This is a genomic window from Vibrio sp. V08_P9A1T1, assembly GCF_963874405.1.
GTDB lineage: Bacteria > Pseudomonadota > Gammaproteobacteria > Enterobacterales > Vibrionaceae > Vibrio > Vibrio anguillarum.
Genome location: NZ_CAWNIB010000111.1, coordinates 43,545 through 69,552 on the forward strand (window position 1 = coordinate 43,545; position 26,008 = coordinate 69,552).

The 26,008-nt window shown below is 45.6% G+C and carries 24 protein-coding genes and 1 other RNA gene; 7 read left to right on the top strand and 18 right to left on the bottom strand.

From position 1 onward, the window contains the following. Window positions 1-9: 9 nt before the first annotated feature. The 8 genes from mraY to rsmI form a co-directional block, all read right to left on the bottom strand. The gene (gene mraY, locus AACT21_RS05750) at window positions 10-1,092 is read right to left on the bottom strand and encodes a phospho-N-acetylmuramoyl-pentapeptide-transferase (protein WP_013856079.1); all 1,083 of its coding nucleotides are present in this window, start codon (window positions 1,090-1,092) and stop codon (window positions 10-12) included. Beyond that, window positions 1,089-2,447, bottom strand: coding sequence for a UDP-N-acetylmuramoyl-tripeptide--D-alanyl-D-alanine ligase (locus tag AACT21_RS05755; RefSeq protein ID WP_094163228.1), 1,359 nt, complete (start codon window positions 2,445-2,447; stop codon window positions 1,089-1,091). The genes mraY and AACT21_RS05755 overlap by 4 nt, the downstream gene beginning before the upstream one ends. Beyond that, window positions 2,444-3,931 (bottom strand): UDP-N-acetylmuramoyl-L-alanyl-D-glutamate--2,6-diaminopimelate ligase, encoded by a 1,488-nt coding sequence (murE, locus tag AACT21_RS05760; protein ID WP_094163230.1) that lies wholly within the window; start codon window positions 3,929-3,931, stop codon window positions 2,444-2,446. Before murE ends, AACT21_RS05755 begins: the two co-directional genes overlap by 4 nt. A gap of 16 nt (window positions 3,932-3,947) precedes the next feature. Further along, window positions 3,948-5,678: a penicillin-binding transpeptidase domain-containing protein gene (locus tag AACT21_RS05765; RefSeq protein ID WP_094147960.1), complete on the bottom strand. Its 1,731-nt coding sequence runs from the start codon at window positions 5,676-5,678 to the stop codon at window positions 3,948-3,950. After that, complete coding sequence (gene ftsL / locus AACT21_RS05770; protein ID WP_010318013.1) at window positions 5,675-5,992, bottom strand: cell division protein FtsL; 318 nt, start codon at window positions 5,990-5,992, stop codon at window positions 5,675-5,677. Before ftsL ends, AACT21_RS05765 begins: the two co-directional genes overlap by 4 nt. 3 nt (window positions 5,993-5,995) lie before the next feature. Further along, window positions 5,996-6,946, bottom strand: a complete 951-nt coding sequence (gene rsmH, locus AACT21_RS05775; RefSeq protein ID WP_010318016.1) for a 16S rRNA (cytosine(1402)-N(4))-methyltransferase RsmH — start codon at window positions 6,944-6,946, stop codon at window positions 5,996-5,998. 200 nt (window positions 6,947-7,146) lie between these two features. Next, window positions 7,147-7,550, bottom strand: an RNA gene (gene rnpB, locus AACT21_RS05780) — RNase P RNA component class A. A gap of 119 nt (window positions 7,551-7,669) precedes the next feature. Continuing rightward, a complete protein-coding gene (rsmI, locus tag AACT21_RS05785; RefSeq protein ID WP_013856074.1) occupies window positions 7,670-8,536 on the bottom strand; it encodes a 16S rRNA (cytidine(1402)-2'-O)-methyltransferase in 867 nt (288 codons plus the stop codon). 69 nt (window positions 8,537-8,605) lie between these two features. Between rsmI and AACT21_RS05790 the strand changes: the two genes are divergently transcribed. Genes AACT21_RS05790 through AACT21_RS05805 form a run of 4 tightly spaced genes read left to right on the top strand, consistent with a single transcriptional unit; the run spans window position 8,606 to window position 11,933 of the window. After that, the gene (locus tag AACT21_RS05790; RefSeq protein WP_094163231.1) at window positions 8,606-10,411 is read left to right on the top strand and encodes a penicillin-binding protein activator; all 1,806 of its coding nucleotides are present in this window, start codon (window positions 8,606-8,608) and stop codon (window positions 10,409-10,411) included. Beyond that, on the top strand, window positions 10,398-10,766 hold the full coding sequence (locus AACT21_RS05795) for a YraN family protein (RefSeq protein WP_094163232.1): 369 nt from the start codon (window positions 10,398-10,400) through the stop codon (window positions 10,764-10,766). The genes AACT21_RS05790 and AACT21_RS05795 overlap by 14 nt, the downstream gene beginning before the upstream one ends. A gap of 3 nt (window positions 10,767-10,769) precedes the next feature. After that, window positions 10,770-11,360: a phosphoheptose isomerase gene (locus AACT21_RS05800; RefSeq protein WP_010318025.1), complete on the top strand. Its 591-nt coding sequence runs from the start codon at window positions 10,770-10,772 to the stop codon at window positions 11,358-11,360. Between the two features lie 3 nt (window positions 11,361-11,363). Then, entirely contained in the window at window positions 11,364-11,933 is a 570-nt protein-coding gene (locus tag AACT21_RS05805) for a BON domain-containing protein (RefSeq protein ID WP_017042658.1), read from the top strand. Window positions 11,934-12,018: 85 nt separating this feature from the next. Here AACT21_RS05805 and sspB read toward each other — a convergent pair whose 3' ends face one another. From sspB to zapE, 8 genes are all read right to left on the bottom strand, one after another. After that, the gene (sspB, locus tag AACT21_RS05810; RefSeq protein ID WP_026027949.1) at window positions 12,019-12,498 is read right to left on the bottom strand and encodes a ClpXP protease specificity-enhancing factor; all 480 of its coding nucleotides are present in this window, start codon (window positions 12,496-12,498) and stop codon (window positions 12,019-12,021) included. 9 nt (window positions 12,499-12,507) lie between these two features. Next, window positions 12,508-13,143, bottom strand: a complete 636-nt coding sequence (sspA, locus tag AACT21_RS05815; protein WP_026027272.1) for a stringent starvation protein SspA — start codon at window positions 13,141-13,143, stop codon at window positions 12,508-12,510. A gap of 97 nt (window positions 13,144-13,240) precedes the next feature. Then, window positions 13,241-13,978 carry a cytochrome c1 gene (locus AACT21_RS05820; RefSeq protein WP_094123837.1) on the bottom strand — a complete coding sequence of 246 codons (738 nt, stop codon included), beginning with the start codon at window positions 13,976-13,978 and terminating at the stop codon, window positions 13,241-13,243. Beyond that, window positions 13,975-15,240: a cytochrome b gene (locus AACT21_RS05825; RefSeq protein WP_017046505.1), complete on the bottom strand. Its 1,266-nt coding sequence runs from the start codon at window positions 15,238-15,240 to the stop codon at window positions 13,975-13,977. The genes AACT21_RS05820 and AACT21_RS05825 overlap by 4 nt, the downstream gene beginning before the upstream one ends. After that, window positions 15,240-15,836, bottom strand: a complete 597-nt coding sequence (gene petA / locus AACT21_RS05830; protein ID WP_010318038.1) for a ubiquinol-cytochrome c reductase iron-sulfur subunit — start codon at window positions 15,834-15,836, stop codon at window positions 15,240-15,242. Before petA ends, AACT21_RS05825 begins: the two co-directional genes overlap by 1 nt. Before the next feature lie 326 nt (window positions 15,837-16,162). Then, window positions 16,163-16,555 carry a 30S ribosomal protein S9 gene (rpsI, locus tag AACT21_RS05835; protein WP_010318040.1) on the bottom strand — a complete coding sequence of 131 codons (393 nt, stop codon included), beginning with the start codon at window positions 16,553-16,555 and terminating at the stop codon, window positions 16,163-16,165. A gap of 15 nt (window positions 16,556-16,570) precedes the next feature. Next, a complete protein-coding gene (rplM, locus tag AACT21_RS05840) occupies window positions 16,571-16,999 on the bottom strand; it encodes a 50S ribosomal protein L13 (RefSeq protein WP_013856066.1) in 429 nt (142 codons plus the stop codon). A 237-nt stretch (window positions 17,000-17,236) separates the two neighbouring features. Continuing rightward, complete coding sequence (zapE, locus tag AACT21_RS05845) at window positions 17,237-18,343, bottom strand: cell division protein ZapE (protein ID WP_017047454.1); 1,107 nt, start codon at window positions 18,341-18,343, stop codon at window positions 17,237-17,239. Between the two features lie 144 nt (window positions 18,344-18,487). Here zapE and zapG point away from each other — a divergent pair, with 144 nt between their 5' ends. From zapG to degS, 3 genes are all read left to right on the top strand, one after another. Then, window positions 18,488-18,931 carry a Z-ring associated protein ZapG gene (zapG, locus tag AACT21_RS05850; protein ID WP_013856064.1) on the top strand — a complete coding sequence of 148 codons (444 nt, stop codon included), beginning with the start codon at window positions 18,488-18,490 and terminating at the stop codon, window positions 18,929-18,931. A 116-nt stretch (window positions 18,932-19,047) separates the two neighbouring features. Continuing rightward, entirely contained in the window at window positions 19,048-20,412 is a 1,365-nt protein-coding gene (locus AACT21_RS05855; protein WP_026027948.1) for a Do family serine endopeptidase, read from the top strand. Between the two features lie 142 nt (window positions 20,413-20,554). After that, window positions 20,555-21,619, top strand: coding sequence for an outer membrane-stress sensor serine endopeptidase DegS (gene degS / locus AACT21_RS05860; RefSeq protein ID WP_094163233.1), 1,065 nt, complete (start codon window positions 20,555-20,557; stop codon window positions 21,617-21,619). Between the two features lie 71 nt (window positions 21,620-21,690). On the opposite strand, the gene parC is transcribed toward degS, so the two are convergent. Both parC and parE read right to left on the bottom strand, forming a co-directional pair. After that, window positions 21,691-23,967 carry a DNA topoisomerase IV subunit A gene (parC, locus tag AACT21_RS05865; RefSeq protein WP_094163234.1) on the bottom strand — a complete coding sequence of 759 codons (2,277 nt, stop codon included), beginning with the start codon at window positions 23,965-23,967 and terminating at the stop codon, window positions 21,691-21,693. Continuing rightward, window positions 23,968-25,851, bottom strand: a complete 1,884-nt coding sequence (gene parE, locus AACT21_RS05870; protein ID WP_017042666.1) for a DNA topoisomerase IV subunit B — start codon at window positions 25,849-25,851, stop codon at window positions 23,968-23,970. Window positions 25,852-26,008: the final 157 nt, after the last annotated feature.

Genomic DNA, 26,008 nt, shown 5'->3' on the forward strand with positions numbered 1-26,008 from the left:
GCTCTATCACTAGCGCACTTTTAGTGTAGCCAAACCCACTAACACCAACACAATTGAGATAATCCAAAAACGGACGATCACGCGTGGTTCTGGCCAACCTTTCAATTCATAGTGGTGATGGATAGGGGCCATCCGGAAAATACGTTGACCACGCAATTTGTAGGAACCGACTTGTAAAATCACCGACAAGGTTTCCATCACAAACACGCCGCCCATGATCACTAACACAAACTCTTGACGAACCAACACTGCAATTGTACCGAGTGCACCGCCTAAAGCGAGTGAACCCACATCGCCCATAAAGACTTGCGCAGGATAAGTGTTGAACCACAGAAAACCTAAACCGGCCCCCACAATTGCAGTACACACCACCACCAACTCTGAGGCATAAGGAACATAAGGAATATGCAGATAACTGGCGAAATTGACGTTCCCAGTTGCCCATGCAATCACAGCAAAACCGGCAGCAACCAAAACAGTCGGCATGATGGCTAAACCGTCCAGACCATCGGTTAAGTTCACCGCGTTACTGGTTCCGACGATGACAAAATAGGTCAGCACAATGTAGAGCAAGCCCAGTTGCGGCATCACATCTTTAAAGAAAGGCACCACAAGCTGAGTAGCTGCGGTATCGTTGCCATGTGCATAGAGAGCAAACGCCACTATCAACGCAATGGCCGACTGCCAAAAGTATTTCCAGCGCGCGATCAATCCATCACTGTTTTTACGCACCACTTTGCGATAATCATCCACAAAACCGACGACGCCATAACCAAGCAGCACCGCAAGTACGGCCCACACGTAAGGGTTTGAGAGATCTGTCCACAGCAGTACGGTAGTAATGATAGAGGCGAGGATCATAACACCGCCCATGGTTGGCGTACCGCGCTTACTAAAATGTGATTCTGGACCGTCGTTCCGCACTACTTGACCAATTTGCAGTAGTTGCAAACGTTTAATCAAGCGCGGCCCCATCCATAACGACAGAGCAAGTGCGGTTAAAATACTGACGATGGCCCGAAATGAGAGATATTCGAACAGACGAAAAAAAGAGAAGTATGGCTGGAGTAGATCCGCGAGCCAAATAATCATGAGTATTTCTCCTTGAGAGCAGCCACAATTTTACTCATACCCGCACTGTTTGCACCTTTGACAAGTAAGGTATGAGACTCTTGATCGAATTGTGATAATTGCTGCTCGATATAAGCAATCATGTCCGCATGGCTTTCAAAATGGAGGCCATGGCATAGGTCACTGATCACTTTTGCATCGCGACCGTAAGTAAGGACATAGTCAAACTGGAATGGTGCAGCATGTTCACCGACTTGACGATGAAGTGCAAGGCTTTCATCGCCCAACTCAGCCATATTACCTAAAATTAACCAACGCCTTGCAGAGAAAGTGTTAAGTAGATCAACCGCCGCTTTCATCGCTGGAACACTGGCATTGTAACTGTCATCAATCAGTTTCACAGTCGTGCTCAATTGGGTGACATCAACACGCCCTTTCACCTGAGCTAGATGCGCAAGTCCGTACTGCACCTCTTCAAGATTCGCCCCCAACTCAATGGCTAATGCCGCCGCCGCCAACGCATTAGAAACGTTATGTTCACCCACAATATTGAGCCCAATATCAATATGACCGACGGGTGTGATCATTTCAAACCGGGCTTCACCTTGTTCATTAAGCCTAATACCACGGGCGTAAAAATCTGCCATTTGACGGCTGGAAAAGGTTTTAACGGTTTTGTCCGCTAAAATAGCGCTCCACCGCTCACCACCGTGGCTTTCTAAATTAATAATGGCTGTCGCACCTGAAGCAAGGCCTTGATAAATTTCACCTTTCGCCTGTTTTACGCCCTCAATTGAGCCAAAACCTTCCAGATGCGCCGCGGCAACATTGTTCACCAATGCGACATCCGGCTTCACTAAAGAGGTGGTATAAGCAATTTCACCAATATGGTTCGCCCCTAACTCAATCACCGCATACGCATCATTAGGACCAGAGCGAAGCAGAGTGAGCGGCACGCCGATATCATTATTAAAATTGCCAGCAGTAAAGAGCACGCGGCCTTTGGCTGATAAAATATTTGCCACCATCTCTTTGACTGTGGTTTTACCGCAACTGCCTGTAATCGCAGCGGTCGGTGTTTGACACTGTTGGTGAACCCAAGCGCCAAGCTGGCCTAACGCCAGTTTGGTGTCGGTAACCACCAGTTGAGGAACCGAAACCGCCAAAGGGCTCTGAACCAATAACGCCTTTGCACCAGACGCAACCGCTTGTACAGCAAACTCATGAGCATCAAATTTATCACCGACCAAGGCAACAAAGAGCGCACCGGGTTTGATTTGACGCGTGTCGGTCGAGACCTCAGACACGGTGACATCACAACCAACCAATTGTGCATGCAAAACGTGCGTCAATTGCTGTAAAGAGACTTCTATCATGCACTTATCTCCAGTAAGGTTTGCGCCGTTTCGCGATCCGAATAGTGAATAGTTTGATGGGCCATCACTTGATAATCTTCATGCCCTTTACCTGCCAATAAAATGATGTCTTGCTGATCAGCATGTTGCAGGGCGTATTGCACGGCAGCGTAACGATTGTGTTCAACGTGTGCGCGACTTGCAAACTCAAGCCCTGCCACCATATCTTGCACAATGTCTGCCGGTTTTTCGCTACGAGGGTTATCGTCGGTCAAAATGACCTTATCGGCGCAGCGCTCTGCAATTTCGGCCATCATCGGGCGTTTGCCTTTATCACGGTCGCCACCACAACCAAAAATCGCCCATAGCTGACCTTGGCAATGAACGCGAAGTGCTAATAGTGCTTTTTCCAAAGCATCGGGCGTGTGTGCATAATCGACGACGATCTTCGCACGATTTGGCGCTTGAAAGAGCTCCATTCGCCCTAAGACTGGCTGCAGTTGAGAAGCCGTTGTCATCAAGGCTTGTTTATCAAACCCTAAAGTCAGCATAGTGGCAAACGCGAGTAGAAGATTGCTGGCGTTAAATTCGCCAATCAACGGCACGCTCAATTCACCTTGACCATAGTAGCCGTCGAAGGTTAATGAAATACCATTATCACTGTAAGAGACCGAGCTCGCCCACAGCGCTTTAGCGCATTGCGGTTGCTGCTTTAAAGAGACGGCAATCGGTGCTTTCAGCTGTGCTAACCAACTCGCCCCCACCGCATCGTCGGCATTAATGACAGCGTATTGGCAGTGATGAGCGGTAAATAAGGAGAGCTTTGCTTTGGCGTACTCTTCCATGGTGCCATGATAATCGAGATGATCGCGACTTAAGTTAGAAAACACGCCCACAGCAAACTTCAATGCTTGAACTCGCCCTTGAACTAATCCGTGCGAAGAGACTTCCAGAGCGGTATAGCGAGCGCCCTGCTGCGCTAATTGATAGAGTGTTTCTTGGACCTCAATGGCATTACCTGTGGTATTGGCGGCAGGCTGTAAATGGTTAAGAAAACCATTCCCCGTCGTACCCAGCACCGCCGCTTTCTCGCCCAACAAGTCAATCCACTGCGCAATTAATTGAGTAATGGTGGTTTTACCGTTAGTTCCCGTAACCCCAATCAACGTATTGGTCTTCGAACGATAAAGCCGCGATGCTAGTTGAGATAGATGTTGGTTTAGATCAGCAAGGTAAATCACTAACACGCCATTGACCGTAGTCATACTGCCATGCGGATGCTGCCCACACGCTTGCGCCAATACCAGATTCGCCTCAGCTTGAGTGGCACTATCAATAAACTGCCTTCCGTCGATGGCATGGCCGACCACTGCAATAAAGGTATCATTGGGTGATATTTTACGGCTATCGAGCACTAAACGAGTCACCGACAACGTTGAAATAGAATGGCCATCGAGGTCAAGCCAAGGGGCGATGAGATCTTGTAAACACATACTCGGCGTCATTGTGCTTCTCTCTTAATTATTTTTGGAATCGATTTTCATCAGGAGCGACATTGAGGATCTGCAACGCTCCTTTCATTATTTCGGCAAAGACAGGGCCGGCAACGGAGCCGCCATAATATAAGTCACCTTGAGGTTCATTCACCATCACCACTAACGAGACTCGAGGGTCGCTCACTGGAGCCACTCCTGCCGTGTAAGCAAAATATTCATCACCATAACCGCCGGCAATCGCTTTGCGCGAAGTGCCTGACTTGGCCGCAATACGATAGCCCGGAACCGCGGCTTGAGTTGCTGTGCCACCGGGTTGGGTAACGGTTTCTAACATTTCCAACACTTTCTTAGCATTAGTTTTATCAACCACTTGGCGTGATAAATCTTGCTGGTTGCTGTCAATAATATGGATTGGTTGGTACTGACCTAAATTGCCTAAAGTGGCATAAGCATGAGCCAACTGAATGGGGGTAATTGACAAACCATAGCCAAATGCCAAGGTGGCAATTTCAAACGGTGACCAACGGCGGCGATTCGGGAAAATACCCAAAGTCTCACCGACGAGGTTTAAACCGGACATTTCACCAAGCCCTACAGAGGTATACATACCTAATAGGGCTTCGAGAGGCATTTCAAGCGCCAGCTTAGCCACTCCGATGTTACTCGATTTTTTCAGAATTAAGGTTAAATCGGCTTTGCCGACTTTTGAGGTATCACGCACTCGACTGCCGCCGATTTGCATGATGCCATTCCCTGTATCAATCACCGTTTTGTCATTCGCAACGCCATTTTCAAGCGCGGCCAATACCACAAAAGGTTTGACAGTTGAGCCCGGCTCAAAGGCGTCGGTAATCACGCGGTTACGCATTTTAAAACTTTGCCAATCGGAACGGTTATTGGGGTTGTATGAAGGGGCGTTAACCATCGCTAATACCGCACCCGTTTTCACGTCGAGCAAAATGGCCGATGCCGAAGTGGCACGATAGTCCGCCACAGCTTGCTTGACCGCACGAAAGGCGATCGCTTGCAAACGTTGGTCAATGGTCAACGCCAGTGGCTTGCCCTCTTCACGCTCTTCAAGCGAGATATTTTCCACCACTCGGCCATACCGATCTTTGCGGATCACCTGTTTGCCAGCTTCCCCCGTCAGCCATTTATCATAGCTGCGCTCAACCCCTTCTAAACCGTGGCCATCGATGCCCGTCACACCAATTAAGTGCGCACTCGCCTCACCAGCTGGATAGTAACGGCGAGATTCGGCCTTGAGCCCCACACCCGCTAATTTAAGTTCGCGAATATAATTGGCCATTGCAGGGCTCACTTGACGCTGCAAATAGATAAAACGGCGGGTTTGGTTCTCTTCAATTTTTTTCAGCAGCTCACTGCGCTTAATGCCTAACACATCAGCCAGTGCGTACCAACGTTCACGTTCAACTAAGCCGCCGGCTTTAAAAATAGCTACAGGATCAGCCCATACTGCATCGACAGGAACACTGACTGCGAGAGGTTCACCATTACGATCTGAAATGATTCCGCGTGCCGATGGCAAGGTTTTGGCTCGGACAGAGCGCATATCCCCTTCGCGGATCAAATTATCCGGTTCGATAATTTGGATAAAGGCAACGCGCCCAACCAATAAAGCGAAAGTAACGAATACAAAAAAGAGGATGAGATAGAATCGCCAACGGATCAAAATAGGAGATGTCGCTTTTTCTTGACGAGGTGCCGCTTGGGCTTTGTCTTTGTTTTTTTTCATTTGAGCGTAATCACCACTTCTTTATCAGAATCAGGTCGCTTCATTTCCAGCTCTTGTTTGGCAAGATTCTGCACGCGGCTATGTTCTGCGAGGGCCGTTTCCTCAAGAATGAGGTTACGCCATTCATTATCGAGCCGCTCGCGCTCAACTAAGGTTTGATCTTTTTCTGAAATCGCCTGCCTAGAATGGTGGGTAATAAACACCACTCCCATCGCACTGGCAAAAATTAACATTAACAAAATAAGCGGCACTCGACCCACCGTAAACAGGTCAAGTGCAATCAGTTTGGTTAAGTTAGGCGGCGACTTAGACATGGACTACAGTTTTTCAGCAACTCGTAATACTGAGCTGCGTGAACGGGGATTGAGTTCCACCTCTTCTTTAGTTGGCATAATCGCTTTCCCAACTGGTTTTAAGTTGGCTGAGCCCAATGCCTGAATTTGTATTTCTGTTAACGGCAAACCATGTGGAACCTCTGGGCCTTTACTCTCTTTACGAATAAAACGTTTGACCATGCGATCTTCAAGCGAATGGAAACTGATCACCGATAAACGCCCTTGTGGGGCTAAGATCTTAGCTGCGCCTTTTAATGCAGTGTCGATCTCTTCTAATTCACTATTGATATAGATACGAAATGCTTGAAATGAGCGCGTAGCCGGGTGCTTTTTCTCTTTAAAGCTTTTCGGCGCAGCTTCTGAAATCAGTTTAGCCAATTGACTGGTGCGCGTCAGAGGCTCTTTTTCATCGTCTTCACGGTAAGCGACAATCGCTTTGGCAATACGGCGCGCGTGCTTGTCTTCACCAAATTCACGAATCACCCAAGTAATGTCGTCCAAATCGGCTTGCGCAAGCCACTGCGAGACAGGGATCCCTGACGTCGGGTCCATACGCATATCAAGCGGGCCATCTTTCATGAAACTAAAACCGCGCTCGGCATCGTCCAACTGCGGCGAGGAAACGCCTAAATCAAGTAGTACTCCATCCACTTTCCCGACCAGATCGTAGCGCTCAGCGTATTGTGCCATGCCAGAAAATGGGCCATGAATGATAGTAAAACGCGGGTCGTTAATTTTTCCAGCTTCAGCAATCGCTTGTGGATCGCGATCTATGCTGTACAGACGACCATTGTCACCCAACTTAGAGAGAATTGTACGACTATGACCACCACGGCCAAACGTGCCGTCGATATAAATACCGTCTGGTTTGATAGCAAGGCCATCAATAGATTCATTCAGTAGTACAGAAATGTGTTGAAAAGGTTCAGTCATCGTTTTCTCATCGGGCTAAAGCTGAAATATAGCAATCGGCTACGGCGCAAGTATTCAGTTTACTGATTTAACGCCGCATCGCTACCACTTGACGTTGGCATCACGTGATATTGCGCTAAGTTTAGTGCTTACGAAATAATTTTCGTCAATAAAAAGCAAAAAACCCATCATAACCGCAAGAGTTATGATGGGTCTGCAATAGGTGGAGTTGACGTATAAGCCGGGTTCTGTTCCGCTTGCGCGGCAGTAGCCATTCGTCTAGGCCAGCAATCACTCACTGGCTCAAGCAACCTACCCGCTTCCTTACGCGAGCAACGCAATGTGGAAGCCTATTTGGTCTTGCTCCGGGTGGAGTTTACCTTGCTACGAACTGTTGCCAGACGCACGGTGCGCTCTTACCGCACCCTTTCACCCTTACCTGTGCCCATTCCGAAGAAATTGGGCCATCGGCGGTCTTCTCTCTGCTGCACTTGTCGTAGGCTTTCGCCCCCCAGGCGTTACCTGGCACCCTGCTCTATGGAGCCCGGACTTTCCTCCCCTCCATCAGTCTCCCCAGCACAAGGCTAAAGGACATCAATGAAGCAGCGACTACCCAGTCAACTCCGAGGGCGGATTGTATAGAGAAAGATAGGTACTGTCTAGGCTCAAACAACTTCTGTGTTTAATTCACGCTTAAGCGTTTAATTATCCATCGATTTAAAACATCAAGATGCCGCTGGCTAATTAAGCAGATAGGTTTTCAAGCCCCCACTTATAAAGGGCATTTTTCTTAAGGTTATAAATTTCAGCCGCCAATGCGGCCGCTTTTTTCAGAGGCAGCTCTTTTGTCAAAATCGCTAAACTGCGCAATGCTTCGTCCGGCAAGCTATCGTCCACGCTTTCTCTGTAACCATGGATCAGTAACACCATTTCACCACGCTTGCGGTTCTCATCTTCATTAATCCAATTAATCAGTTCGCCTAACGGCAAACCTTGAATCGTCTCGAAGGTTTTGGTGAGCTCGCGGGCTAGCACCACGTTACGATCTGGCCCTAAGATAGCTAACATATCTTGCAGTGATTCGCTAATTCGGTGTGGTGACTCATAAAAAATACAGGTGCGTTCAGCCTTAGCGATCTCTAGGAATTTATCTTTACGCCCTTTGCTTTTCGGCGGCAAAAAACCTTCAAAACTGAAACGATCAGAAGGCAAGCCTGATGCACTGAGCGCAGTAATCACAGCACAGGCGCCCGGAAGTGGCACAACTCTCACACCAGCTTGACGACATTGATTGACAAGATGGTACCCTGGATCACTGATCAGTGGCGTTCCTGCATCAGAAACCAACGCAATAGATTGCCCTGATAATAATTTATCGACTAACACTTGTGCTTTTTGCTGTTCGTTGTGATCATGCAAGGCAAAGGTTTTAGTCTGGATATTGAAGTGAGCGAGAAGTCTGCCAGTATGGCGTGTATCTTCCGCAGCGATAACATCAACACTTGAGAGTACTTCAATGGCTCGCTGGGTAATATCACCCAAATTGCCAATTGGCGTAGGAACAATGTAGAGAGTTGGGATCTCTGCTGGCAAGGTTTTGCTATCTGTCATTTGTTTACCATCACTTCAACGATTAATATAGAGACAATTTTACACGGAATAACGAAAGAACTCATGGCTATGAAGAACCATCCGAGACTCAGTGTACCACGCTTATTCACGCCCGTTGCATTAGCAATGGCTTTGGCGGCGTGTTCGTCTTCACCGTCGACGCCCACCTCAGTCGATATTACGCAAGATCCCACCAAGTCAGCGCAAACTTACTTGATGCAAGCAGATAGTAGCCAAGGTTCACTGCAAAATGATTGGTTGATCATGGCTCTTAAAGCCGCCATTAACGAAAACAACAGCGAACAAGCGCAACTGTTGATTATGCGCTTAGCCAAACAGTCGCTCTCTGAAGCGCAACAAGCTGAATGGCAAATGGCTAAGGCGCAGTTGTTGAGTAATGCGGAACAGTTTTCACAAGCGCTCTCTCAGCTTAATTTTCAGGCTTGGTGGAAGCTAAGCCCTGAAACATGGGCTCAATACCATCAAATGCGCGCCGATATTTTTACCGCGCTCAGCCGCCCTTTTGATTCAAGTAGGGAGCTTATTGCATTAAGCACTTACGTTGATGATGCCGAGCAAGAGGCGATTGCCGATCAAATTTGGCTCAATTTCAATCACTATAGCGAGCGTGAAATTACCCAATTAAATCCAGAGCCTAACGAAAACGTGCTCGATGGCTGGCTACAACTGGCTGTATATATGAAAACGCTCAATAGCAATATTCCGCAGTTGAAGAATACGCTCGAAAAATGGCTTGCAGAAAACAGCAATCACCCAGCGGCTCGTTATACACCTAAAGCGATACAAGATATTTTAGCGCTGAAAATCATCAAACCCACTAACACCGCGTTGTTACTTCCTCTTTCAGGAAAGTTTGCCACACAAGCTCAACTGATCCGTGATGGCTTTATCATGGCGATGATGAATGACCGTAACCGTGACCTCAATGCTACCTTGACTGTGATTGATACCAATGCCGAAGACGCCGCGCTCATAGACAAGCAACTGATTGAAAAAAACATTGATTTCATTGTTGGGCCACTCATCAAAGAGAACATCGAGAATCTACATAAGCTTCAACAAGCACGCTTAGCTTCTATCCCTACGCTGGCGTTGAATATTCCAGACCAAATTGAAGATCATCCTAACACTTGCTATCTTGCACTTTCGCCAGAGCAAGAGGTTGAACAAGCCGCTAAGTATCTGTTTAGCCAAGGCTATCAGTACCCTTTAATACTCGCTCCTCAAGGTAATTACGGCCAGCGTGTAGTAGAAGCGTTTAACGCAGAATGGCAAAAATACAGCAAGAATAAAGTATCGGTGAACCTATTTGGTGATAAGCGTCAATTGCAACGCAACATTAACTCAGTATTTGGTCTACAAGATAGCCAACAAAATATCGCGCAAATGGATGCGTTGATGGGTATTGATTTGCAAAGCCTGCCCCGCAGTCGTCGTGATATCGATTCGGTTTATATCGTGGCTAACAGCGCAGAATTGACTTTAATTAAACCCTTTATCGAGGTCGCAATTAACCCTGACACTAAGCCACCTAAACTGTTCTCAAACTCTCGTAGTAACAGTGGTAACACACAGTATGAAGACCTCTCTGGTGTAACTTATAGCGATATTCCATTACTCATTCATCCCAATTCAATGCTGGATAATGAAATGAACCAATTGTGGCCAAAGAACTCCAATAGCGAGCGGCGCTTACAAGCATTAGGTATGGATGCTTATCAGTTAATGATTGAGTTGCCACAAATGAAGGTCGTCGAGGGGTATAGTATCGATGGCAAAACAGGCACATTAAGTATTGATGAGCAATGCGTGGTACAGAGAGAGATCAGTTGGGCGGTGCATGGCGCTTTTTAGTCGCCGCGCAGTTGGTCAACAGTATGAAGCCGCAGCCAAACACTATTTATTAGGTTGTGGTTTGGCTTTTATTGAACAAAATTTCAATACCAAAGTCGGTGAAATCGACCTCATTATGCGAGATAAAAACACCTTAGTGTTCGTAGAGGTTAAATACAGAAAAAACCAATGTCATGGGCATGCCGCAGAAATGGTTACTACCGCAAAAATGGCAAAGTTGATGAAAACCGCGAATTTATGGCTACTGAAACATGGCCTATCGCCCTATGACACCGATTTTCGTTTCGATGTGATCGCCATCCACCAAGATGTGCACCACATTGAGTGGATTAAAAACGCAATAACTCAAGGATAAACGATGCTCGACAGCATTAAAGACAGTTTTACCGAAAGCATCCAAATTCAAATTGCGGCTGCTGAAGCACTACCCCATGCGATCACGCATGCTGCACAAGCCATGGTGGCAACGCTACTTAACGGTCATAAAATTCTCTGTTGCGGTAATGGTGGCTCTTCGGCCAATGCCCAGCTTTTTTCTTCTTGCTTACTGAACCGTTTTGAAACTGAACGTCCGAGTTTACCCGCCATTGCATTAACCGCAGACAATACCACGTTAACCGCAGTTGCTAACGACTATCACTACCAAGAAATATTCTCTAAACAGGTACGTGCATTTGGTCAACCTGGTGATGTTTTGTTGGCTATTTCAACCAGTGGTAACAGCAAAAACATCATTAAAGCGATGGAAGCGGCTGTGACTCGTGATATGACGATTATCGCTCTCACAGGCAAAGACGGTGGAGAGATGGCTGGTCTTCTAGGTGAAAATGATGTGGAGATCCGCATCCCCTCGCAGCGGACGGCTCGAATCCATGAAGTTCATATGGTCACCCTACACTGCTTATGTGACTTGATTGATCAAGTCCTTTTCCCTTCTCATGAAGAATAGACAATGAATAGATTAAAACTTTCACTCATTCTACTGTTGAGCTTTGCTGTATCAGGTTGTGCAGGAGTTATCCTTGCTGGCGCGGCAACAACAGCGAGCCTAGTAACAGACCCTCGAACCACTCAAGAAATTTGGAATGATAATAACATCGAATTTGAAGTAGCAGGTATCGCCAATAAAGCCCCCTTTAACGGAAAAACTCGCATTACGGCCAGTTCTTATCAAGGGATTGTCGTGTTGATGGGACAAGCTGAAAACTCCGGATTACTCAATGAGTTTGAAAATAAAGCACGTGAGACAAAAGGGGTCAAAACCATTCATAATCAAGTCAGAATAAAAGCGCCTTTATCAATTGGCGAAATCAGTAACGACAGTTGGATTACGACTAAAGTAAAATCAGCGCTGTTGGCCAATTCTGAACTGAACACAATCAAAATCAAAGTAATCACAGAAAATAGAGAAGTATTTTTACTTGGCTATGTCTCGGCAGAACAGGCTAATCTAGCCAGTGATATTGCCCGAAACATATCAGGCGTAAAACAGGTGATTAAGGCATTTCAATACAGCGAATAACCTCGGTTATCCTTTGTTTTTTTAGAAAAAAAGCAGCGAATATCGCTGCTTTTTCGATCATGACTGCTTAATGTGTGAAAATGAGTTACTTAATAACTCTTAAGCTTGGTTTTCCCTTCGGCCGAGAGGTTTCTTGTGCTCGAGTCTCTAATAATTCCTCATCTTCTTGAGAAGCAACGCTTAACATCGGCTCTTGTTCAGATTCCTCTGTTATGCCCGCTTCTAGATAAGGGATATAGGCCTCTTCAGGTTCGAACATAGTACCTGCACCGTTTTCACGTGCATAGATAGCTTGCACTGCGTACAAAGGCACTATGACCGAATGAGGACGTCCGCCAAAGCGAGCATTGAACGTAATCGCTTCATTGCCAAGCTCAAGGTTACCTATCGCTCTTGGGGCAAGATTAAGGATAATTTGTCCATCTTGCACAAACTCCATCGGCACTCGTACACCTGTAAGAGTAGCATCCACAACAACATGAGGAGTCAATTCATTTTCTAATAGCCAATCATAAAATGCTCTAAGCATATAAGGTCGGCGAGGAGTCATTTGAGAGATATCCATCAAACTGCCTTAACGAACTAAACGCATCTCACGTTCAGCTTCTGTTAAAGAAGCCAAGAATGAATCACGCTCAAAAACACGATTCATATATACTTTAAGCTCTTTAGAGCCAGGACCAATCAGATCAATACCCAAAATAGGTAAGCGCCATAGTAATGGAGCTAAATAGCAGTCAATGAGGCTAAACTCTTCACTCATAAAATATTCGTATTCCGCGAACACAGGACCAAGAGTAAGCAGATCATTGCGTAATTTATTACGAGCAGCTTCTGACTCTTCCGCATTACCCTTCACGACTTTCTCAGCCAGTGAGTACCAGTTTTTCTCAATACGGTAAATCATCAAACGGCTATTACCACGAGCCACAGGATAAACAGGCATCAGCGGTGGATGAGGGAAACGCTCATCTAGGTATTCCATGATGATCTTTGAGTCATAAAGAGCAAGCTCACGATCAACTAACGTTGGTACTGTCTTATATGGGTTTAGCTCAATAAGGTCAGCTGGCAGATTGGTTTCATCAACTAATTCTACTTCAACACTGACACCTTTTTCCGCTAGAACAATACGTACCTGATGACTATACATATCAGATGCACTCGAAAATAGCGTCATCACAGAACGTTTATTGGCAGCTACAGCCATGGAGCCCTCCAGCACACTTACAGATATAAAAACAATGGAGGCCAAGCCTCCATTGAAGATTCTAAAAATTAGAAATTAACGCCGCATGGTAGCACAATTAATGCACATCACGCCAATATTCTTTCTTCAATAGAACAACCACGATAGTAAATAGCACAAGGAATGCCATTACCCACCAACCTAAAGTTTGACGTTCAAGCTTTACTGGTTCTGCTGAATATTCAAGGAAGTTAACAATGTCACGGACCGCTTGATCATACTCACTTTGGCTCAGCTCACCCGTTCCATCAGACTCGGCACCAATAACAGCCTTGACTTCCTCGCCATTGACAATATGAGTACCATAAACTGGTTGCGGGATCCCTTGTAGCTCTTCAAGCACATGAGGCATACCGACACTTGGGAATACGATGTTGTTTACGCCAAAGGGCCGGCTAGGATCGGCATAAAATGAGCGAAGGTAAGTATACAACCAATCTGTTCCTCGAACACGAGCCACAAGCGTTAAATCTGGTGGCGGTGCACCAAACCATTTCGCTGCCGACTTATCTGGAATCGCATTCTCCATCAGTTGACCAATTTTGGCATTCGGATCAAAGATCAAATTCTCTTTCATCAAATCCGAGGGAATATTCAAATCATTCGCTACACGCTCATAACGCTGGTACTGAGTTGAGTGGCAACCAAAACAGTAGTTCATGAATAGCTTTGCACCATGCTGCAGTGATGCTTGATCTGTTAAATCATTATTTGCTTTATCTAAATGTACATTTGCGCCAGCTGCCAAAGCAAGAGATGGCAGCATTGCAAACAAAATTACAATCCACTTTTTCATTTAAATGTCACCCTCTCTGGTAATGGTTTCGTTGCTTCATTTTTGCTGTAGAAGAACAACAAAACAAAGAACATGAAGTAACCAACGCTAAATATACGTGCAAGCATTGTGTAAGTGGCTGTCGCAGGTAACGCACCTAAAACACCTAACGCAATAAAGCAGATAGTGAACTGAATAATATTGATTAAGTGGAACTTACTACGATAACGGTAAGAACGAACCTTACAACGATCCAGCCATGGCAATAAGAACAACACCACAATCGATGCACCCATCGCAGCCACACCAATTAACTTATCAGGAACAGCACGTAAAATTGCATAGAAAGGCGTGAAATACCAAACAGGTGCGATGTGTGCTGGCGTTTTTAGTGGGTTTGCCGCTTCAAAGTTAGGCGGCTCAAGGAAGTAGCCCCCCATCTCTGGGTTAAAGAACAACACATAACAGAACAGGATTAAGAAACCGGCTACACCAATAAGATCTTTCACTGTCCCGTAAGGATGGAATGGAATCGAATCAATGATGTCATATTTCTTGGTGTAGTAGTCGTGAAATTTAAACTGCGTTTTATAATCATCGCCCATCGACCCTTTTGGTACTTTGGTTTCGATACCGTCAGGGTTATTAGAGCCGACTTCATGCAGTGCTAATATATGGAGAACAATTAGCAACAATAAAACAATAGGTAAAGCAATCACATGCAGTGCAAAGAAACGGTTCAGAGTGGCACCTGAAATAACGTAGTCACCACGTATCCATAGAGTTAAATCATCGCCGATAACGGGGATTGCACCGAACAAAGAGATAATAACTTGCGCTCCCCAATAGGACATTTGTCCCCATGGTAGCAAGTATCCCATAAAGGCTTCGGCCATCAACACTAAGAAGATCAGCATGCCAAATAGCCATAGCAGCTCACGAGGCTTCTGATAGGAGCCGTAAATTAAGCCACGGAACATATGTAGATAAATCACCACAAAGAAAGCTGAAGCGCCAGTGGAGTGCATATAGCGCAGTAACCAACCATACTCAACATCACGCATTATGTATTCAACAGATGCAAAAGCCCCTTCACCTGATGGCACATAGTTCATGGTTAGCCACACGCCAGTGAGCAGTTGGTTAACAAGAACCAACATGGCTAACGATCCAAACAAATACCAAAAGTTAAAGTTTTTCGGCATTGGATATTCAGATAGGTGTTTTTTGTAAGCGTTCATTGCAGGTAAACGCTTTTCTACCCAATCAAGTAAAACTTGCATTATGCAGCCTCCCCGGTCTCATCTAATCCTATGACAATACGAGTATCGCTAAGATACATATATTGAGGGATAACCAAGTTTAGTGGTGCCGGAACACCTTGAAAAACTCGACCCGCCATATCAAATTTCGAACCATGGCAAGGACAGAAAAAACCAGATTTAACCCCTTGAACTTGTTCACTAAAAGAATCAGGCAAATAAGTAGGTGAACAGCCAAGGTGAGTACAAATACCCACAGCAACGAAATATTCAGGTTTAATCGATCGATAAGCATTTTGCGCATAATTAGGCTGCTGCTGCTCATCCGATTGAGGATCTCGAAGTTGGTTTTCGATATCTTTTAGCCCATCGACCACTGATTGAGAACGACGAACAACCCAAACAGGTTTTCCTCGCCACTCAACACGAACCATTTGCCCCTCTTCAAGTTTACCGATTTCAACTTCAACGGGGGCTCCAGCCGCTTTGGCTTTGGCACTTGGGTTCCAAGATTTAATAAAAGGAACGGCGACAGCAGCGGCTCCTAACCCTCCGACAACGGCTGTTGTCGCGGTTAAGAAACGTCTGCGACCGTTATTTAAAGGCGCATTGCTCATCCAAACATTCTCCCATTTGCTCCCTGTGGATTATTATTATTCCGCTTATCAAGAGCATGGCTAACAAAATACGAATCTAGTTGTATTTATTTGATGGCAAATCATAAATAAAACCCTACTTTTTGACAAGATAAAGCTACCTTTTCGTAACATTCGTGAAGTAAATCGCACGTGAGGTCACAAAAGGAAGATTAAAGAGCAACAACCAAATGATGTGATTAAAAAAATGAGTGTTTGCTAACACCAAAAAACAAAAAGCCCGGTATAAATACCGGGCTTTTGAACCACAATCCAGTAACACTGGAAGCGAATCTTTTGAAAAAAGATTAACGCTTAGAGAATTGTGGTTTACGACGTGCTTTACGCAGACCAACTTTCTTACGTTCAACGCAACGAGCGTCGCGAGTAACGTAGCCAGCTGCACGTAGAACAGGACGTAGTGATTCGTCGTATTCCATTAGAGCGCGAGTGATACCGTGACGGATAGCACCAGCTTGACCAGAAATACCACCACCTTTAACAGTGATGTATAGATCTAGTTTCTCAGTTAGTTCAACTAGCTCAAGAGGTTGTTTAACAACCATGCGAGAAGTTGGACGACCAAAGTAAACATCAAGGCTACGCTTGTTGATTACAATGTTGCCGCTGCCTGGTTTAATAAAAACGCGTGCAGCTGAGCTTTTGCGACGGCCAGTGCCGTAGTATTGATTCTCTGCCATTTTCGAAATCCCCAATTAGATGTCTAGTACTTTTGGTTGTTGAGCAGCATGGTTGTGCTCAGCGCCAGCGTAAACTTTCAGCTTACGGTACATAGCACGGCCTAGAGGACCACGTGGTAGCATACCTTTAACCGCTAGCTCAATAACCATCTCTGGCTTACGAATAATCAGCTTGTCGAAAGTGATTGATTTTAAGCCGCCTGGAAATTCAGTGTGACGGTAGTAAGTTTTAGCTGCTGCTTTGTTACCAGTTACAGTAACTTTCTCAGCGTTTACAACGATGATGTAATCACCAGTGTCCACGTGAGGAGTGTATTCAGCTTTATGTTTGCCACGTAGGCGAGATGCAATTTCACTTGCTAGACGACCTAGAGTTTTACCCTCAGCGTCTACGATATACCAGTCGCGTTTTACAGTTTCTGGTTTAGCAACGAAAGTTTTCATGCTAATAATAACCCGTTAAATAAAATTTACACTAAAAGGAGCATTAAAATGCCCCCACTGTCTAAGAGTCCAAAGTTGCCCCTTCGAGCGTTTGGTTTCTCTCGGCCTCTCGTTTCACAGAAACAGGCCTGCAGTAACGGTGGGTCGCAGGATTATAGGGAAGTCAGTAGAAAAAATCACCTCTTTTTGAACAAAATCACGAATTTTTTATTTTGCTTTAAAAGTGTTCGGATTGAGCTAGGCCAGATGTTCCCTTGATAAATACTCATGACTTTGCATTTCAATTAACCGCGACTGACAACGTTTGAATTCAAACTCCAGTTGCCCATGCAGATACAGATCGTCCAGCGCCACTTCGGCGGAGATAATTACTTTTACATGTCGTTCATAAAATTCATCAATCAACGCAATAAAACGCCGCGCTGCATCATCGATGGCGCGATCCATTTGCTTCACATCAGCCAGCAGTACTGTATGGTAAATTTTGGACAACTCAATGTAATCGTTTTGGCTTCTTGCCGTTTGGCATAACTGTTCAAATGTCGCATGTAAAATACCATCACTAGCCTTTACAACAGAGAGGGTTCGATGATTGATTTCAATCTCACTGCGTGCTTCTTTTTTCTCGTCACCAACCAATTGCCTATAGTAATGTTGTAAATTGTGGCTTGCTGCTTCATCCAATGGATAGTGGTAAATTTCCGCTTGCTCTAATGTTCTTAAGCGATAATCAATGCCACTATCGACGTTCAACACATGACAGTGTGATTCAATCAAAGCAATTGCAGGGAGAAAGCGTGCTCGCTGCAAGCCGTTGCGGTATAAGTCGTGCGGTGGAATGTTCGATGTCGCCACTAAGATAATGCCGCGCTTAAACAGTGCTTGGAACAAGGTACCCAAAATCATCGCATCGGTAATATCTGATACAAAAAATTCATCAAAACAGATAATTTCCGTTTCAGACTTAAAAATATCGGCAACCTTTTCTAAAGGCTCTTCAACTCCAGCCAGCGCCTTCAACTCATCATGAACTCGGTACATAAAACGGTGGAAATGCACTCGCATTTTGCGAGTGGTTGGCAGAGCCTCAAAAAACGTATCCATTAGATAGGTTTTTCCTCGCCCGACACCGCCCCAAAAATAGAGCCCTTTAGGTAAGTTAGGCTGTTCAGGTTGACGACCAAGCCATTTGGTCCAAACCGCGGAGGGCTTAACTGGTTGGTTAAGATAATCCTGAAACTGATGGTAGAGTAAATCCAGCGCATCGACGGCGCTTTCTTGAGCAGAGTCTCGTTGAAAACCGAGTTTTTTTACATCGTGTTCATATCGCTGTTTTGGTGTCATGACCGCCTACTGCACTAAAGAAAATGGAAACTGCTATTTCGTGTATTTCGCTTTATTGGCTAGAGCAGTCATAGTAACATGTCCAAGCGACGTGTGTAACCAACAGGTAAAAAACATGTTAAATAACAACAATAAGGAGCTGTTATGCCTTGGATATATGCCATTGTAGGCTTGCTAGTAGGGGCCGTGTTGGGAATGGTCATTTCACGATTGACTACGCCTCAATATAAAAACCAAAAGTCTCTACAAAAAGAATTAGATAACGCGAAATTTAGTTTGGAACAACAACGCCAAGAATTGTCGGATCATTTTGCTCAAGCGGCAGAAATACTCGATACACTAGGTAAAGATTATACAAAACTGTATCAACACATGGCCAAAACATCGTCCGAAATTCTGCCGAATATGCCAGAGCAAGATAACCCATTTATCAAAAAAATCGCTCTGCATAATGATACAGATAAAAGCAACGATGACATTTTGGAACAGCCACCGAAAGATTATGCCAATGGCGCAACAGGGCTTTTTAATACCCCCAAAAAAGAGATCATTCATTCTGCAGACGTGGTTAAGGTGAAAGCCGTTTAATCTGAATTCATGAACTTTATAAAGGTTTTTGAGTCATAAACCTCACGAGAGTGTTGAAGTTTTGTCTTTCGTACAAATATTAAACTTCGAACACAGTTATTCCAAAGGAGCTTATGATGAAAAAACCTTTACTTCTTTTAACCGCTCTATCGTTAAGTTTAAGTTCAATCATCACCCCACTACCCGCAATGGCAGCGCTACCCTTTTCTGTCAGTGGTGAGCCATTGCCGAGCTTAGCACCGATGCTAGAGCAAGTGACCCCGGCGGTTGTGAGTATCTCAGTTGAGGGAACTCAAGTCTCCCATCAACGTTTACCCGAGCAGTTTCGATTTTTCTTTGGTCCTGACTTCCCAATCGACCAATCGCAAGAGCGGCCATTTAGAGCATTAGGCTCTGGTGTCATTACTGACGCAGACAAAGGCTATGTTGTGACTAATTATCACGTCATCGATGGTGCTGATAAGATTCGCGTCAAACTATACGACGGCCGAGAATACGATGCGGAGCTCGTCGGTGGCGATAAAATGTCCGATGTCGCGCTGATCAAACTCAAAAAAGCAAAAAATTTAACCCAAATTCGTATCGCAGATTCAGACAAACTGCGTGTAGGTGATTTCACTGTCGCGATCGGGAACCCGTTTGGTCTTGGTCAAACGGTGACTTCCGGCATTGTTTCTGCGCTAGGACGAAGTGGACTTAATCTTGAAAACTTTGAGAACTTTATTCAGACCGATGCCGCGATTAACAGTGGCAACTCTGGTGGTGCCTTAGTCAATCTCAATGGTGAATTGATTGGGATTAATACCGCGATTCTTGGGCCGAATGGTGGCAACGTTGGGATAGGTTTTGCAATACCATCAAATATGATGAAAAACTTGACCGAACAGATCTTAGAATTTGGTGAGGTAAAACGTGGCGTGCTCGGCGTTCAAGGGGGTGAAATAACCTCTGAACTGGCTGAAGCGCTAGGCTATGAGTCAAGTAAAGGGGCGTTTGTTAGCCAAGTTATCAAAGATAGCGCCGCCGATAAAGCAGGGATCAAAGCGGGTGATGTCATCACAGCTATTAATGGAAAAAACGTTTCTACCTTCAATGAATTAAGAGCCAAAGTGGCAACATTAGGTGCAGGTAAAAAAATCACAATCGATGTTATCCGCGATGGTAAAAGCAAAACCTTCGACGTAACCTTGAGTGAAAACAACACCACAACCAAAGCAGAGCAACTGCACTCGGGGTTGACTGGTGCGGCACTAACCAATACGACGGATCAAGACCCAATCGCTGGCGTTAAAGTGACTGCTATAGAGAAAGGGTCAGCGGCAGAAGCGTATCAACTACAAAAAGAGGACATCATCATTGGTGTTAACCGCCAACGAGTGAAAAACCTCGCACAATTACGCGAAATTTTGGAGAAAAAGCCGAGCATACTTGCGCTGAATATCCAACGAGGTGATAGAACCATTTACTTGGTTATTCGCTAATTAGTGAGAATCGCTTGTGGAGCGATCAGGGCAGCATTTGAATGCTGCCCTTTTCTTATTCAATCATGTAGTGCTATTCTTCCTCTCTCAAGCTCAGGTGTAAAATAAGCTGAGTATATAGCGGGTTTTGTTTGGGGAAGATATGCTTAACTTTTTACTTCGTTCAGTGGGGCTTGGGCTTCTCGCTGCTGTTGTTATTTTACTAGCGGTTCCCTCGCTACGTTCAAATGTTCTCCCGCAAATCGCGGCCGAAGAGTCTCCCAATGCGCTCTCTTTGCAAATTTCGTTTAACCAAGCCGTTCGCCGCGCCGCACCTGCTGTAGTCAATATTTACAATCAAAAATACACCGAAAGCGATCGCAGTAAACTGTCGATTCAAGGGTTAGGTTCTGGTGTGATTGTGAGCGAGAAAGGGTACATCATTACTAACTATCACGTAGTAGCCCAAGCCGACCAAATCGTAGCGGCCTTACAAGATGGCCGTCTCGCAGCCGCGCAATTAGTAGGCAAAGATCGACGCACGGATATCGCAATTTTGCGAATCGAAGGAACGAACCTTCCCGTTATTCCACAAAATCCCAATTACTCGGTGAAAGTTGGCGATGTGGTACTGGCCATTGGCAATCCATACAACCTTGGACAAACCACTACTTTTGGTATCATTTCTGCCACTGAACGTTCATCAGTCAGTACCGATGGACGTCAAGCTTTCATCCAAACTGATGCGGCCATTAATGAAGGCAATTCCGGTGGAGCTTTGGTCAACACTCAAGGAGAGCTCGTAGGTATTAACACGGCTTCGTTTCAACAAGCAACTGAAATGAAAACCGATGGTATATCATTCGCGATTCCTTACAAATTAGCCAACACCATTATGGAAAAAATCATTGCTGATGGACGCGTGATTCGCGGCTATATCGGTATTGATGGGCAAGATATTACTCCAGTAACATCTCGCTTACTTGGCAGTGAACATATTGGCGGCATAGTTGTGTTGGGCATTGACCCCAATGGCCCTGCGGAAACGGCTGGTTTTAAAGAGCGAGACATTATTCTAAAAATTGGCGGTAAAAAAATTAATGGTCGCAAGAGTGTGATGGAAATTGTCACTGACTTGCGCCCAGGTACCGTTGTCGATGTGCTCATCTTACGTAAAGGTGAAGAGATGAAACTTCCCGTGACAATTGTTGAAGACCTACGCGAATAAACTAAGCCACCAAAAACAAAGAGACATAAAAAAGCCCCCAACTCACGAAGGGGGCTTTTATTTATAGACTTTTACTCTTGCTCAAGATCTGAATCACTAAGTTCTGATTCAATCTCAATCGCAGTAACACGTTGTAGCCCTCTCGGCAGTAAGCTACCTCGACGTCCACGCTCACCACGGAAGTTTTCTAGATCGCTGGCTTTTAAACCAAGTTTGCGTTTGCCGGCATAGAGCGTAATAGCCGATCCTTGAGGCAAGGAGATTAAGTGTGACACAAACTCTTCACGCTCTTTGGACTTAGCCGCAGGAATATTGATTATTTTGTTGCCTTTGCCTTTGGTTAGCTGTGGTAAATCTTTGATTGGGAATAGCAACATTCGGCCCTGATTCGTGATCGCTAAAATGTCATCAGACTCCAAATTACCGATGGCCTGCGGCGTCATTACCTCTGAGTTCTCAGGCAAATTAACTAAGGCTTTACCACTACGGTTTTTCGACAGCAGTTCACCACCTTTACACACAAAACCATAACCGGCATCAGAGCCCACTAACCAGAGTTGATCCTCTTCCCCCATCACTACTTGGCGAATAGACGAGCCCTCTGTGATGTTGAGACGACCCGTAATCGGCTCACCTTGGCTGCGCGCCGAAGGTAGCGAGTGGGCTTCAAGCGAATAACTTCGACCATCGCTACCCAAGAATACGACCTGTTGATTGCTCTTACCACAAGCATGAGCCAAATACTGATCGCCGGATTTATAGCTCAAACTTTGGCAATCCACATCATGCCCTTTGGCATGACGTACCCAGCCTTTTTCCGAAAGCACAACGGTGATCGCTTCACTTGGCACAAGGTCACGCTCAGTCAAGGCTTTAGATTCAGCACGCTCAATCAGTGGTGAACGGCGATCATCACCGTACTTCTCAGCATCCGCTTTGATCTCTTTCTTCAACAAGGTGTTCAAGCGACGCTCAGAACCAAGCAATTGCTCTAATTTTTCGCGCTCTTTGGCAAGCTCATCTTGCTCACCACGAATCTTCATCTCTTCAAGTTTGGCTAAGTGGCGAAGTTTGGTATCTAAAATCGCATCGGCTTGAATAGCACTAATACCAAAACGGGCCATCAGTACCGCTTTAGGTTCATCTTCAGTACGAATGATTTCAATCACTTCATCAATATTCAGATAAGCAATGAGCAAACCTTCCAAGATGTGCAAACGCGCCATGACTTTATCAAGACGGTACTGTAAGCGGCGGCGAACCGTGGTGCGACGAAACTCAATCCACTCAGAAAGAATGGTCACTAAACCTTTCACTTCAGGACGATTGTTTAAGCCAATCATGTTCAAGTTAACACGGAAGCTTTTCTCTAGATCGGTTGATGCGAACAAGTGGCTCATCAACAAGTCACAATCTACGCGGTTAGAACGCGGCACAATAACAATACGCGTAGGGTTCTCGTGATCCGATTCATCGCGTAAATCTTCAACCATTGGCAATTTCTTCGCGCGCATTTGGTTAGCGATTTGTTCGAGCAATTTAGCGCCTGAGACTTGATGAGGTAATGCTGTGATCACAACATCACTCCCCTCTTTATGCCAAACCGCGCGCATTTTGATACTGCCGCGACCTGAGCGATATATTTTCTCAATTTCAATTCTAGGTGAAATGATTTCCGCTTCGGTCGGATAATCTGGCCCTTGCACGTACTGCATCACATCGTGCAGTTGCGCTTCCGGGTTATCGATCAGGTGAATCGTCGCATCGGCAATTTCGCGCACATTATGTGGCGGAATATCGGTCGCCATGCCCACCGCAATTCCCGTGACGCCATTGAGCAAAATATGAGGTAAACGCGCCGGCAGCATTTGTGGTTCTTGCATTGTGCCATCAAAGTTAGGCTGCCAATCAACGTTGCCTTGTCCAAGCTCACCCAGTAAAACTTCAGCGAATTTAGACAGTTTCGCTTCGGTATAACGCATCGCCGCGAAGGATTTTGGATCGTCCGGAGCACCCCAGTTACCTTGACCATCCACCAGTGGATAGCGGTAAGAAAAGGGTTGTGCCATTAATACCATCGCTTCGTAACAGGCCGAATCACCGTGCGGGTGGTATTTACCGAGCACGTCACCAACGGTACGCGCTGATTTTTTGTACTTGGCTGACGCCGAGAGTCCAAGCTCCGACATCGCATAAATAATACGTCGCTGTACCGGTTTTAAACCATCGCCAATATAAGGCAGTGCGCGGTCCATGATGACGTACATCGAATAATTGAGATAGGCGTCTTCAGTGAACTTACGCAGCGGCAGTTTCTCAACACCATCAAAGGTTATTTCAGTTGACATTTATTGCACCTCTGCCATATCGCCATAACGTTGCAACCATGCGCGGCGGTCATCTGCACGCTTTTTACCTAGCAACATGTCCATCATCTCATCCGTTGCTTCAGCATCATCAATGGTCAGTTGAACCAAGCGGCGCGTGTTTGGATCCATCGTTGTTTCACGCAATTGAAGCGGATTCATTTCACCCAAACCTTTAAATCGCTGGACGTTGATTTTGGCTTTTTTCTGGCTAAGTCGCTCTAAAATGCCCTCTTTTTCAGCATCATCGAGTGCATAAAAGACCTCTTTGCCGCAGTCGATCCGATACAAAGGAGGCATCGCAACAAAAATATGACCCGCTTTGACTAATGCTCGGAAATGTTTGGTAAATAAGGCACAAAGCAAGGTGGCAATATGTAAACCATCAGAGTCAGCATCCGCGAGAATGCAGATTTTACCGTAACGCAATCCATCGAGATCGTCGTTATCAGGATCAATCCCAAGCGCAACAGAGATATCATGCACTTCTTGTGAAGCCAGCACTTGGTCTGCCGACACTTCCCACGTATTTAAAATTTTCCCACGCAGTGGCATAACCGCCTGAAATTCGCGATCGCGCGCTTGCTTAGCACTGCCACCTGCTGAATCCCCTTCGACAAAGAAGATTTCCGTGCGGCTCAGGTCTTGCACTGAACAGTCGGTCAATTTACCGGGGAGCGCGGGGCCCGATGCGATTTTTTTCCGTACCACTTTTTTGCTGGCTCGCATGCGGCGATGCGCATTGGCAATGCACACTTCGGCAAGTAATTCAGCGAGTTGTGGTTTTTCATTCAGCCATAAACTAAAGGAGTCTTTTATCACACCTGAAACAAAAGCCGCGGTTTGACGTGAAGAAAGGCGCTCTTTGGTTTGCCCTGCAAACTGTGGGTCTTGCATCTTAACCGACAACACATAAGAACAGCGGTCAAAGACATCTTCACCAGTTAACTTAACGCCACGCGGCAACAGGTTGCGGAATTCACAGAATTCACGCATCGCATCGAGCAACCCTTGGCGTAAGCCGTTAACGTGCGTACCACCTTGTGCGGTCGGGATTAAGTTAACATAGCTTTCAGTGATCATCTCACCACCTTCAGGTAGCCAAATCACTGCCCAGTTGGCCGCTTCAGTTTCAGCGACAAACTCACCCGTAAATGGCTCTTCGGGCAATAAGGTGTAACCCTTTACGCCTTCTGCGAGATAATCTTTTAGGCCGTCTTCGTAGTACCAACGGTGCTCAAGATTGTTAACCTTATCACTAAAGGTGATCTCGAGCCCCGGGCAAAGTACCGCTTTAGCGCGCAAATTATTGATTAGGCGAGTCACTGAAAAGTTAGGCGAATCAAAGTAGCTGGTATCGGGCCAAAAGTGGACACTGGTCCCTTTATTGCGACGACCACAGGTGCCAGTTACTGTCAATTCCTCGACTTTATTACCGTGCTCAAACGCCATTTCATAGATTTGCCCATCACGGCGAACGGTCACTTCCACACGCTTGGATAGGGCATTCACTACGGAAATACCTACCCCATGTAAACCACCGGAGAACTGGTAGCTTTTGTTTGAAAACTTACCACCCGCATGCAATTTACAGAAGATAAGCTCAACGCCTGATATTTTCTCTTCAGGGTGAATATCAACAGGCATACCACGCCCATCATCGATCACTTCAAGTGATTGATCTGCGTGGAGAATAACTTGTACCTTGGAGGCATATCCGGCTAGCGCTTCATCGACACTGTTATCGATAACTTCTTGGCCTAAATGGTTAGGTCGCGCGGTGTCCGTATACATCCCAGGTCGGCGACGTACTGGTTCTAAGCCATTAAGAACTTCAATGGCCCCAGCATTATATTGTTCAGTCATAATACGGAATGCTTTTATAGATAAATGATTCGTTACTTTTTCGGCAGTTTATCAATGATGTACTTGTGATTAATTAACGACAACAACGCTGATTTTTTCAGCATTACAAACTGCAAAAGTATAGATAGAACATAGTCTGGAAGAGCCTTGCTTATGT